Genomic DNA, 12,460 nt, shown 5'->3' with positions numbered 1-12,460 from the left:
GCCGACTGTTAGTCGGCTGCTCTGCCGAAAGGCAGCCGACTAACAGTCGGCTCTACCGGGTTGGCTCTACCGGGTTGGCTCTACCGGGTCGGCTCTACCGAAAAGAGCGACGTCGGCTCAGTGCGCCGGGGCGCCGTTGCCGTCGATCTTGCTCAGCTGGTACAGCTCCAGGCCGATGCGCTTGATCAGGCCCAGCTGCTGCTCCAGCCACCAGGCGTGGTCTTCCTCGGTGTCCTTCAGCTGGGCCAACAGGATGTCGCGGCTCACGTAGTCACCCTTCTCCTCGCACAGCTTCATGCCGGCGGCGAGATTGTTCCGAACCGCGTATTCAGTGTCGAGATCCTTCTGCAGCATCTCTTCCACGGTCTTACCCGGCTCGGTGGCATGCGGGCGCATGTCCGGGTCGCCGCCCAGGAACAGGATCCGGCGCAGCAGCGCATCGGCGTGCTGGGTTTCCTCTTCCATCTCGTGGTTCAGGCGTTCGTACAGCGCGAACAGGCCCTGGTCCTCGTAGCGGCGGGAATGGATGAAGTACTGGTCGCGGGCAGCAAGCTCGCCGCGCAGCAGTTCCTTCAGGCAGGCGATGACGTCCGGGTTGCCTTTCATGGGGGGGCTCCTGTGAATCGATGCGGCATAGGGTGCCGCATTTCAAAATACGGTGATCTAATCGGAATCAGTCGCAGTTGCGCCTGCGGCTACAATCGGCCCACGAGTTCGGAAAGGACGTGCGATGCGACGTATATGGCGTTGGGTGCTGGGCGTGTTGGTCGCCATCGTGCTGGTCACCGCACTGGTCCTGTGGCTGCTGCTGCGCGGCAGCCTGGCCGACCTGGACGGCGAGCATGCGCTGCCCGGCCTGGCCAGGCCGGTCACCATCGAGCGCGATGCGCTGGGCGTGGTCACCATCACCGCCACCAGCCAGGCTGACGCGATGCGCGCATTGGGCCGCGTGCATGCGCAGGAACGCTATTTCGAGATGGACCTGATGCGCCGCAGCGCCGCCGGCGAACTGTCCGCACTGTTTGGCCCAAAAGCGATCGATGCCGACAAGCGCATGCGCGTGCATCGGCTGCGCGCGCGCACCGAGGCGAACATGCAGGCTGCGCTGGGCGACAACGTCGAAGCCGTGAGCGCCTATGTCGGTGGGGTCAATGAGGGCCTGGCCGGCCTCTCCGTGCGGCCATGGGCCTACCTGCTGCTGCGGCAGTCGCCGCAACCGTGGCAGGCCAGCGACAGCGTGCTGACCGGGCTGGCCATGTACGCCGACCTGCAGGACCCCGGCAACCAGACCGAGCTTGCACTGAGCCGCATCCGCGCAGTGGTGCCGCCGGCGCTGTACGCATTGATCGCCCACGACGGCACCGAATGGGATGCACCGCTGTTCGGCGAACCCACCGGCAACGCTGCCCTGCCCGATGCCAGCCAGCTCGACCTGCGCACATTGAAGGGAAAATCCGGCACCGCGCAGGAAGAGGTCGACGCCGTCGGCAGCAACAACTTCGCGGTGGCCGGTGCGCTTACCGCCGACGGTCGCGCGATCGTCGCCGACGACATGCACCTGGGCCTGCGCGCGCCGGGCCTGTGGTTCCGCGTGCGCCTGCGCTACCCCGATCCACAGGCCGCTGGCGGCCAGGTCGACGTCACCGGATTCTCCCTGCCGGGCCTGCCGGCGGTGATCGTCGGCAGCAACGGGCACGTCGCCTGGGGCTTCACCAACAGTTACATAGACACCGCCGATTACCGCACTGAACCAGCCAACGCCGCAGTGACCGTGCATGAAGAGCGGATTGCGGTGGCCGGCCAGGCCGACGTGCTGTTCCCGGTGCGCGAATCCGCCTGGGGGCCGATCCTGCACACGCATGCCGATGGCAGCGGCGACGCGCTGCGCTGGGTCGCCCACCTGCCCGGCGCGGTGCGCCTGGACTTCGGTGACCTGGCCCGCGCCGGTGACCTGGACAGTGCCCTGCAGTTCGCCGACCACGCCGGCATCCCCGCACAGAACCTGGTGGTCGGCGACCGCAGCGGACGCATCGCCTGGCGCCTGATCGGCGCCCGCCCCGACCGCGGTCCGGGCTGTGCACCGGCCGGCTTCACCGCCGCCAACAACCAGGACTGCGCCCCCTGGCCGATCCGCAGCGACGCCTCGCCGGCATTGATCGACCCACCGAACCATCGCCTGTGGACCGCCAACGGCCGCGTCCTCGACGGCGAGGCACTGGCCAATGTCGGCAACGGTGGTTATGACCTTGGCGCCCGCGCGCGGCAGATCCGCGATCTGCTCGCCATCCAGGACCGTTTCGACGAGCACGATCTGCTGGCGATCCAGCTCGACGATCGCGCGGTGTTCCTGCAGCGCTGGTGGGCCCTGCTGCACGACGTCATCGAGCGCAGTGACGACCCTGCACTGAAGCGTTTGAAGGAAGTCAGCCATCAATGGGGCGGTCGTGCCGCGGCCAGTTCGGTCAGCTACCGGGTAGTACGTGAATTCCGCACCCAGGTGATGGAGACGTTGTCCGATGCACTGCTGGCACCGGCCCATGCGCAGCTGGGTGATGACTACCTCGACCCGCGACTGGCGCAGCTGGAAGGCGTGGCCTGGCCGATGCTGCAACAGCGTCCGGCCCATCTGCTGCCACCGGCCTTCGACAGCTGGGATGCGCTGCTGATCGACGCGGCACGCCGTACCGAGAGCGAGCTGGCCAAGCAGGGACCGCTGTCCAAGCGCACCTGGGGCGAACGCAACACTGCGGCGATCTGCCACCCCATCGCACGGGCGCTGCCGGGCATCGCCAAGCGCTGGCTGTGCATGCCCGCCGACCAGCTGCCCGGCGACCGTGACATGCCACGCGTGCAGACGCCGAACTTCGGTGCTTCCGAGCGCATGGTGGTCTCGCCCGGCCACGAGGCCGACGGCATCGTGCACATGCCGGGCGGCCAGAGCGGCCATCCACTGTCACCTTACTGGGGCGCCGGCCACGAGGACTGGGTGCATGGCCGCCCAACCCCGTTCCTGCCCGGCAAGGCGCAGCACACCATGACGCTGGTCCCAACACGGTAGTGCCGGCCGCTGGCCGGCAACCTCATGATCCTGGACACACCCGCATGGTTGCCGGCCAGCGGCCGGCACCACCGTTCAACGCTCAAGCCCTGCGACGCTCGATCAGGTTCAGCAGCGGCCCGATCATCGCCGTGGTCACCAGCGCCATGACCACCAGCACCGCGAACAGGCGGTCGCCGAGCAGGCCCAGCTCGTAACCCAGGTTGAGCACGATCAGCTCCATCAGGCCACGGGTGTTCATCAACGCGCCCAACCGCCACGCCTCGCGCGTGGGCATGCCGGCACTGCGTGCAGCACTGAAGGTGCCCAGCAGCTTGCCGGCCGTGGCCACCACGATCACCACCCCGCACAACACGATGTCGCTGGCCTGCAGCGCATCGGCACGCATGCGCAGGCCGGTCATGGCGAAGAACAACGGCAGCAGCAGGGTCACCGCAAACGGTTCGACGCGGGCCATCAACAGGTCGCGCAGCTGCGCGTTGGACGATACCGCGACGCCCGCCGCGAAGGCACCGAACAGCGCGTGGATGCCCAGCATTTCGGTGATCAGGGCACTACCCAGCGACAGCAGCAGGATGCCGAGCAGCCAGCGCCCCTCACGGCCCGGCGCGATCTGCTGGCGGGCAAACCACGGCTTCACCAGCCCCAGCATCAGCGCCACGAAGGCGACCACGCACAGCAGGTTGAGGCTGGCCGGCAGCCATCCACTGGCCTGTGCAGCCGCCACGATCAGTGCCAGCAGGCACCATGCGGTGGCATCGCCCAATGCCGCGCAGGCGATGGCGGTCTGCCCCAGCGACGTCTGCGCGATGCCGCGGTCGGCAAGGATGCGCAGCAGCACCGGGAACGCGGTGATGCTCATCGAGATGCCGACGAAAAGTGCGAAGGCAGTGAAGCCCACGCCCTGCGGGCCGTGCTGCGGATACAGCCAGATCGCCAACGCGACGCCGAGCACGAACGGCACCGCGATGCCGGCATGGCTGACCGTGAAGGCGAAACGCCGGCGGCCGCGCAGTGCTGCCAGGTCCAGCTCGGCACCGGCCACCAGCAGGAACATCAGCACGCCCAGCTGGCTGAGCATGCCCAGCGGCCCCAACGAGCTGGCCGGGAACAACGCACCATGCAACTGCGGCAGCAGGCTGCCGAGCACCAGCGGGCCCATCATCAGGCCGGCCGCCATCTCGCCAATCACCGCCGGTTGTCCAAAGCGCTTGAGCAGCGCACCGGCGCCCTTGGCTACCAGCAGCAGCACCAGCAGCTGCAGCAGGAACAGGCCCAGCGGAGACGCCAGATGCTGCGCCCAGCTGCCTTCGGCAGCAACCGTGGCACGGGCGACCATCTCGGGGGCCGCCGGCCCGGCATACCGCGCCAGCAGCACCCCGGCCAGCAACGGCACCCCGGCCCACGCCAGATAACGCCATCCCCATTTCGTGGGCGGCGCGTTGCCGCCTGCCTGTACGTCCATGAACATTCCCCAATGCGCAGGGGGCGATCATACAAAAAGGGGACGGAGGGGATTAAGTCGTTTATGCCACTTACGACTTAATCCCCTCCGTCCCCTTTTTGGGGCTTAGGCCAGTGCCTGCTCGTGCACGCCGGCGATCGCGCGTCCCGAAGGGTCGGCAGCTGCGGCGAAGCTGGCGTCCCAGGCAATGGCCGCCGGCGACGAGCAGGCGATCGACTTGCCGCCCGGCACGGTCTCCGCTGCCGCACGGCTTGGGAAGAACTGCTCGAACAGGTGGCGGTAGTAATACGCCTCCTTGGTCTGCGGCGGGTTGTGCGGGAAGCGCTTGTCGGCCGCCGCCAGCACGCGGTCACTCACCTGCGCCTCGGCATGCGCCTTCAGGCCGTCGATCCATCCATAGCCGACGCCATCGCTGAACTGCTCCTTCTGACGCCACAGGATGCTGTCCGGCAGGTAGCCGTCGAACGCCTCGCGCAGCACCGCCTTCTCGATGCGACGGCCACCGAACCCGGCGCCCACCATCTTGTGCGCGGCATCGAAGCGCATCGCCACGTCGAGGAATTCACGATCCAGGAACGGCACGCGCGGCTCCACGCCCCAGGCCATCATCGACTTGTTGGCACGCAGGCAGTCGTAGTTGTGCAGCGCGTCGAGCTTGCGCACCAGCTCCTCGTGGAATTCACGCGCATCCGGTGCCTTGTGGAAATACAGGTAGCCACCAAAGATCTCGTCGCTGCCCTCGCCGGAGAGCACCATCTTCACCCCCATCGCCTTGATCCGCCGCGCCAGCAGGAACATCGGCGTGGAGGCGCGGATGGTGGTGACGTCGTAGGTTTCGATGTGGCGGATCACTTCCGGCAGCGCATCGAGGCCTTCCTCGAAGGTGTACTCGAAACCGTGATGCACGGTGCCCAGCGCTTCGGCAGCAATGGCAGCGGCAGCCAGATCGGGCGAGCCCTTCAAGCCGATCGCGAACGAATGCAGGCGCGGCCACCAGGCTTCGGTCTGCCCGCCATCCTCGATGCGGCGACGTGCATAGCGCGCGGCTACCGCCGCCACCAGCGACGAGTCCAGGCCACCGGACAGCAGCACGCCGTACGGCACGTCACTCATCAACTGGCGTTCCACTGCATGCTCGAAGGCTTGGCGCAGTTCGGCCAGATCGGCCTGGCGACCCTGCACGTCGGCGTAGTCACGCCACGGTTGCTGGTAGTAGCACACCAGTTCACCGCTGGCACTGTCGAAATAGTGGCCCGGCGGGAACTGCGCGACATCGGCACAGGTATCGACCAGCGCCTTCATTTCCGAGGCCACGCGCAAGCGCCCCTGGGCGTCGTGGCCCCAGTACAGCGGCACCACACCGACCGGGTCGCGCGCCACCAGCACGCGTCCACTGTCACGGTCCCACAGCGCGAAGGCGAAGATGCCGTTGAGCTGTTCCAGCCACTGCGCCGGCGCGCCGCCCTGGCGGTAGAGCGCGTTGATCACCTCGCAGTCCGAGCCGGTCTGGAAGTCGTAGGTGGTGGTCAGCGCTGCCTTCAACGCCTGATGGTTGTAGATCTCGCCGTTCACCGCCAGCGCCAGCTGGCCATCGGCCGACAGCAGCGGCTGCGAACCACCGGCCGGATCGACGATGGCCAGCCGTTCATGGACCAGCAGCGCACCTTCGTCGAGGTACACGCCGCTCCAGTCCGGGCCACGGTGGCGCTGGCGTTGCGACAGTTCCAGCGCGTGGCGGCGCAGGGTGGGAAGATCGTCACCGGCCTGCAGGCCGAAGATTCCGAAGATCGAACACATGGGGGAGCTCCTGTTGGGGAATTTCACGGGTGGGAAGGTGTTCGACCGGCCATCCAGGCCCGGGCAGGCTGCGCCCGGGCACAAAAAAACCCGCATCGGCTGATGCGGGTTTTCTGGTGTCCGGGCGTGTGTTGCTGTCTATCTACCCAGGGCGCAGTCCCGCATCGGCCACGCACGATTATTCGCGCGCAGATTATTGCGGTTGTTGTTGTTGACGGCGGTGGCCAAGCGGATCGACATGGCATCGACCCTACCCCGGTTTCCAGCGCGGCGCAACAGTTGCGTCGGCAACCGAGGCACCAGGGCACTGGTTGCCCTGCCCTGCCTGGGCCTGGCGCCTGCCAGACCCTCACCCGCCTTCGGCCCTGCCAGCGGCGGCCGGCTTGTTCGCCAGGCCCTAGGCGCAGCGCTTCTACATGGCCGCGCCAAGCTACTGGGAAAAGGCGATCATGCCGCCGTTACTCATCTTTTCGGACCAGGGCCCGGCTGCAGTCCTGCGGAAGGTGTGCCGACCGACGATCGGCATCCACCATCCTCACACCAGCAGCCGTTCCACCAGCCGCTGGTACAGCCCCGGCAACGCTTCCAGATCGTCCACGCGCACGTTCTCGTCCACCTGGTGGATGCTGGCATTGACCGGGCCTACTTCGATGCATTGCGCGCCCAATGGCGCGATGAAGCGTGCATCGGAGGTGCCGCCGCCGGTGCTTTCTTCTGGCGCGCGGCCGATGTGCTCGGCCAGCACCGCACGCGCGGCGGCGCGCAGCGTGCCTTCCGGGGTGTAGAACGGCTCGCCGCTGCGATGCCACTTCAGCGTGTACTGCAGGCCATGCCGTTCCAGCAGTGCGGTGATCTCCGCCTCCAGCTTCGGCGCATCCCAGTGCGGGTTGTAGCGGATGTTGAAATCCACGTCGAGCTCACCGGGAATCACGTTGTTGGCACCGGTGCCGGCGTGGATGTTGGAGATCTGCAGGCTGGTCGGCGGGAAACTCTCGTAGCCTTCGTCCCAGCGCCGCGCGCATAGTTCTGCCAGGGCCGGCGCCGCCTGGTGAATCGGGTTGCGTGCCTTTTCCGGATACGCCACGTGGCCCTGCACGCCTTGGACGCGCAGTTTGGCCGACAGGCTGCCGCGACGTCCCACGCGCAGCAGATCGCCCAGCGTCGCGGTCGACGACGGCTCACCGGTGATGCACCAGTCGATGCGCTGGCCGCGTGCGGCGAACAGGCGTGCAACGTGGCGCACGCCATCGATGGCATCGCCCTCCTCGTCGCTGGTCAGCAGTACCGCCAGCGTGCCGGGATGGTCGGGATGGTCGGCGACGAACTGCTCGGCGGCCACCACGAACGCCGCCACGCTGCCTTTCATGTCGGCGGCACCGCGCCCATACAGCACGCCATCGCGGATCTGTGGGGTGAACGGGTCGCTGGTCCAGGACTCGCGCGGGCCGGTGGGCACCACGTCAGTGTGGCCCAGCAGAACCAGCACCGGCGCGCCCTGGCCATGGGTCGCCCACAGATTGTCAACGTCGCCCAGGCGCAGATGATCGCACTGGAATCCGGCCTGCTTCAGCCGCGCCGCCAACAGCGCCTGGCAACCAGCATCGTCCGGCGTTACCGAAGGTCGCGCAATCAGCTCGCAGGTCAGGTCGAGGACCGCGCTCATGCGTCGCCCACGCCGAAGCGTGCCTTGAAACCATTGTCACTGAAACCCTGGCTGGCTTTGCCATCGGCGGTGACCACCAGTGGGCGCTTGATCAGCTGCGGATACTCGCGCAGCAGCAGCTTCCATTCGGCCTCGGAGTCCGCAGCCTTGCGGTTGTCCGGCAGCTGCCGCCAAGTGGTGGAGGACTTGTTGACCATCGCCGCCAGCCCCCCCAGCTGCGCGGCCCATTCCAGCAGCATTTCCGGGCTGGGTTTGTTCTCGCGGTAGTCGACGAAGGTGTACGGCACGCCGAAGCGGTCCAGCCACTTGGTCGCCTTCTTGCAGGTATCGCAGTTCTTCAAACCGTAGACAGTGGTGCTCATGGCCATCTGTGATGCTGGAAAACAGAGGGCCAGAATCTCACAACAGGCGCTCGGACACGACCCGGAACGGCACTCTCGGCAAGCGGAAGGCCAGGCCCGATGCAAGCGCCACGCCCATCGCCTGCAGGCGCGGGCACTGCAGCTCGCGTTCCAGGCGCAGCGGCTGCAGGTTGTCGAGGTCTACCGGCAGCGCGACGCGGGTGCTGGCCCAGCGACAGTTGCAGGTGCGGGCGATGGCCTCGTCCTGGCAGGTGAGGAAACGCAGGAGGGCCTGATGGCCACCGAAGGCGGCGCCGGCATCGGCCAGCGCCGCGACAGTGCGCGGCGCAGTCGGGTCCAGCGCATGGCGTGCAGCAGGCGCGGCAGCATCCGCCCCAACAGGGTGTCGGACGGATGCCGGTAGATCGCGGACTGCGCCAGATCCTCCGGCGCAGCCACCTTCAGTCGGCCAGGCCGCGCAGCAGGTCGTTGACGCTGGTCTTGCTGCGGGTCCTGGCATCAACCTGCTTGACGATCACCGCGCAGTACAGCGAATGCGTACCGTCCTTGCTCGGCAGCGAGCCGGACACCACCACGCTGTACGGCGGGATGTAGCCGTAGGTGATCTCGCCGGTGGCACGGTTGTAGATGCGGGTGCTCTGGCTGAGGAACACGCCCATGCCGATCACGCTGTGGTGACCGACCACCACGCCTTCCACCACTTCCGAACGCGCACCGATGAAGCAGTGGTCTTCAATGATGGTCGGGCTGGCCTGCAGGGGTTCCAGCACGCCGCCAATGCCGGCACCGCCGGACAGGTGGCAGTGCTGGCCGATCTGCGCGCACGAACCCACGGTGGCCCAGGTATCGACCATGGTGCCTTCACCGACATAGGCACCGATGTTGGTGAAGCTCGGCATCAGCACCACGTCCTTGCCGAAGTACGTACCGCGGCGGGCAATGGCGCCCGGCACCACGCGCACGCCACCACGGCGGAACTTCGCTTCGTCATAACCGGCAAAACGCGATTCGACCTTGTCCCAGAACGGCGCCGGACGTGCGTCGACCACGGCCATGTCGTTGACGCGGAAGTACAACAGCACGGCCTTCTTCAGCCACTCGTTGACCTTCCAGCCACCGTGGCCGTCCGGTTCGGCAACGCGGAATTCGCCGCTTTCCAGGCCGTCGATCACACGGTTGACCAGCGGCCTGGTCGAGCCTTCCAGTTCGTGAAGGGTCAGCGTGGCGCGGCGTTCGAAGGCACTTTCGATGCCGAACTTCAGTTCTTCCACGCCCGGCGCGGCCGGCTTGCGCAGCGACTTGCGGGCGATGGTTTCGGCGCGTGCGGCTTCTGCGCTCTTGGCCGGGGCCTTCTTCGGTGCCGCCACCTTCTTCGCCGGCGCCTTCACCACCGCGGCTTTCTTCGGCGCGGCGGCCTTCTTCGCGGCCGGCACGGCGGCAGTTTTCTTGGCCGCTGCGCTCTTGGCGGTGGCAGCAGTCTTCTTAACAGGCTTGGTGGCCATCAGGCGGGGTCTCCGGCGTTTCGATCAGGGTCCAGGCAGGCCAGCATCGCGTCATGCAGCTGCTGCCGGGCAGGTTCAGTCAGGGGGAGGTCGTGTTCGTCACTGATCACGAAGGTGTCTTCGGCGCGTTCGCCGAACGTGGCAATGCGTGCATCATGCACGCGCAGGCCCTGGTTGCGCAGCACGAACGCCACGTCGGCCAGCAGGCCGGGGCGGTCGGGTGCGACCAGGGCAAAACGGGTTGCGCCCGGTTCATCGCGGAACTCGATGCGCGGCGCGAAGCGGAAATGGCGCAGCTGGCGTGGCACCACCCGACGCGACGGGCGCAGGCGCGACAGGTCACCACTGAGTGCCTCGCGCAGCGCGGCCTCCAGGTTGGCGCTGCTGCCATCGGCGAAGCTGTCGGCCGGATTCACTTCGAAGGTATCGAAAATGGTGTCGGCCGGGCCATCCAGCACGCGCGCGCGATGGATCCCGTAGCCCTTGCGGTCCAGGGTCATCACGATGGCGGCAAACAGGCCGTCGCGGTCCGGCGAATGCACGAACACTTCCAGTGCCGGGTCGTCGACACTGATGCGGCGCACCTTCACCAGCGTCTGGCCCTGTTTCACCGGTACCAGCGCGGCGGCCTGCCAGGCCAGCTGCTCGGGGCGCAGGCGAATGAAGCCCTCATCCGGCATCACGGCGAACTGGCGGTCGATGGTGGCGTCGTCGTAACCCTGCTCGCGCACCAGTGCGCGCACGCTGTCGCGCGCCTCTGCCACGCGCTCGGCCGCCGGTACCGGATGCTCGAGCCCTTCGCGCAGCGCGCGCCGGGTGGCGAAATACAGATCGGCCAGCAGGCGGTCCTTCCACGCGTTCCACAGCTTCGGACTGGTGCCGGCGATATCAGCGCAGGTCAGCAGGTACAGATAGTCGAGGCGGTCGCGGCTGCCCACCAGGGTGGCGAAGCGATGGATCACCACCGGGTCGGCGATGTCCTGCTTCTGCGCGGTCACCGACATGCGCAGGTGCTGTTCGACCAGCCACGCCACCAGTTCGGTATCGGACGTGCTCAGCGCATGCGCCTGGCAGAACGCGCGCGCATCGACCGCGCCCAGTTCGGAATGGTCGCCGCCGCGGCCCTTGGCAATGTCATGGAACAGGCCGGCCAGCAGCAGCAGCTCCGGCTTGCGCAGGCGCGGCCAGACTTCATGGGCGATCGAGAAGCGTTCGTCGGCACGGCTGCTGGCGAACAGGCCGATGTTGCGCAGGACCATCAGCGTGTGCTGGTCGACGGTATAGACATGGAACAGGTCGAACTGCATGCGCCCGCTGACCTGGGCGAACGCGGGAATCCACTGGCCGAGCACGCCCAGCCGCGCCATGCGCGAAAGCGTATCGACCGGGCGTTGGCCACGCAGCAGGGTCATGAACTGCTCGCGCGCGTCGGTGTCGGCCTGGTCGTAGGCCGGCAGCAGCGGCAGCGCTTCGGCCAGCGCGCGCGCGGTCAGCGAATGCAGGCCGCGTACCTGCGGATTGTTGGCCCAGCTGGAGAACAGCGCAAACACCTGGCCGATATCGCCACGCGGCCAGTCGGCCTCGTTGGCGGCCAGGTAGCCGCGGCGCAGGGAGAAGCCCACGGTCAGCGGTTCCGGCTGCGCTTCGCCATCGAACTGTTCCTCGAAGCGCTGCAGCAGGCGGTCGCTGATCCGCCGCACCACCAGCGCGGCGCGGTAGAAGCCCTGCATCATCTTCTCGACACCGAGGTTCTCGGCGTCGTCTTCGAAGCCCAGGCGCGCGGCCAGGGTCTTCTGGTAATCGAAACGCAGGCGCTCTTCCGGGCGACGTGCTACCAGGTGCAGGCCGAAGCGCAACCGCGCCAGCACCGCACGTTCGCGCTTGAGCGCCGCGGCTTCGTCGGCACCCAGATGGCCGAGCCCGACCAGGGCTTCCAGGTCGCGCACGCCGAAGGCGCGCAGTGCCATCCAGCCCAGCGTGTTGAGATCGCGCAGGCCACCGGGGCCATCCTTCAGGTCCGGCTCCAGGTTGTCGGCGGTATCGCCGAAACGCTGGTGCCGGTTGCGCAGCTCTTCCAGCTTGGCCAGGAAGAACGCGCGTGCCGGCCACAGTTCGCGGTCGTCGATGGCCTCGCGCAGCGCGCGGCGCGCCGCATCATCAGCCAGGATCGGGCGCGCCTCGATCAGCGCGGTCAGCACGGTCTGGTCCGTCGCCGCCTCGCGGCACTGGGATGCAGAACGCACCGCATGGCTGACCGCCAGCCCGCAATCCCACAGCAGCGCAAACAGGCGCGCCAGTGCCGCTTCGTGCGCCAGCTGTGCCGGCGGGCCGCCGAACACCAGCAGGTCGATGTCCGAGCGCGGGAACAGCTCACCGCGCCCATAGCCGCCCACCGCGAACAGCGACAGGCCACTATCGACTGGCAGGCAGCGCTGCCACGCCAGGCGGATCAGATGGTCGGCGGCACGCGCGCGCAGCGCCAGCAGGCGCTCGATGTTGTCGCCCTGGTCGAAGCGGCGGTACAGGCGCGCGTCGGCCTGCTGCAGCGCCTGGCGCGCGGCAGCAGCCCAGTCCGGGTCGTTGAGCGACGCGGCCGGCGTGTCCAGCAGCGAA

At 67.6% G+C, this 12,460-nt stretch carries 9 protein-coding genes; 1 reads left to right on the top strand and 8 read right to left on the bottom strand.

Annotated elements, in window-relative coordinates; translation table 11 throughout:
• Positions 1 to 117: 117 nt before the first annotated feature.
• Positions 118 to 606, bottom strand: coding sequence for a bacterioferritin (gene bfr / locus AC5P9N_RS08320; protein WP_005408763.1), 489 nt, complete (start codon positions 604 to 606; stop codon positions 118 to 120).
• Positions 607 to 730: 124 nt separating this feature from the next.
• Here bfr and AC5P9N_RS08315 point away from each other — a divergent pair, with 124 nt between their 5' ends.
• The gene (locus tag AC5P9N_RS08315; protein WP_099485250.1) at positions 731 to 3,058 is read left to right on the top strand and encodes a penicillin acylase family protein; all 2,328 of its coding nucleotides are present in this window, start codon (positions 731 to 733) and stop codon (positions 3,056 to 3,058) included.
• A gap of 82 nt (positions 3,059 to 3,140) precedes the next feature.
• On the opposite strand, the gene AC5P9N_RS08310 is transcribed toward AC5P9N_RS08315, so the two are convergent.
• The 7 genes from AC5P9N_RS08310 to AC5P9N_RS08280 all read right to left on the bottom strand — a co-directional run bounded on the left by AC5P9N_RS08310 (position 3,141) and on the right by AC5P9N_RS08280 (position 12,456).
• A complete protein-coding gene (locus AC5P9N_RS08310) occupies positions 3,141 to 4,529 on the bottom strand; it encodes a cation:proton antiporter domain-containing protein (protein WP_099485251.1) in 1,389 nt (462 codons plus the stop codon).
• 99 nt (positions 4,530 to 4,628) lie between these two features.
• A complete protein-coding gene (asnB, locus tag AC5P9N_RS08305; RefSeq protein ID WP_099485252.1) occupies positions 4,629 to 6,320 on the bottom strand; it encodes an asparagine synthase B in 1,692 nt (563 codons plus the stop codon).
• A gap of 535 nt (positions 6,321 to 6,855) precedes the next feature.
• On the bottom strand, positions 6,856 to 7,983 hold the full coding sequence (gene dapE / locus AC5P9N_RS08300) for a succinyl-diaminopimelate desuccinylase (protein WP_099479633.1): 1,128 nt from the start codon (positions 7,981 to 7,983) through the stop codon (positions 6,856 to 6,858).
• Positions 7,980 to 8,351: an arsenate reductase gene (locus AC5P9N_RS08295; protein WP_005412750.1), complete on the bottom strand. Its 372-nt coding sequence runs from the start codon at positions 8,349 to 8,351 to the stop codon at positions 7,980 to 7,982. Before AC5P9N_RS08295 ends, dapE begins: the two co-directional genes overlap by 4 nt.
• Before the next feature lie 31 nt (positions 8,352 to 8,382).
• A complete protein-coding gene (locus tag AC5P9N_RS08290) occupies positions 8,383 to 8,844 on the bottom strand; it encodes a hypothetical protein (protein WP_239498919.1) in 462 nt (153 codons plus the stop codon).
• Positions 8,786 to 9,847, bottom strand: a complete 1,062-nt coding sequence (dapD, locus tag AC5P9N_RS08285; RefSeq protein ID WP_005408756.1) for a 2,3,4,5-tetrahydropyridine-2,6-dicarboxylate N-succinyltransferase — start codon at positions 9,845 to 9,847, stop codon at positions 8,786 to 8,788. The genes AC5P9N_RS08290 and dapD overlap by 59 nt, the downstream gene beginning before the upstream one ends.
• Complete coding sequence (locus AC5P9N_RS08280; protein WP_447177726.1) at positions 9,847 to 12,456, bottom strand: [protein-PII] uridylyltransferase; 2,610 nt, start codon at positions 12,454 to 12,456, stop codon at positions 9,847 to 9,849. Before AC5P9N_RS08280 ends, dapD begins: the two co-directional genes overlap by 1 nt.
• Positions 12,457 to 12,460 lie beyond the last annotated feature (4 nt).

The sequence above is a fragment of the Stenotrophomonas sp. YJH_SMC_6 genome, assembly GCF_059371335.1.
This window is presented reverse-complemented; position numbering and strand designations above follow the sequence as displayed.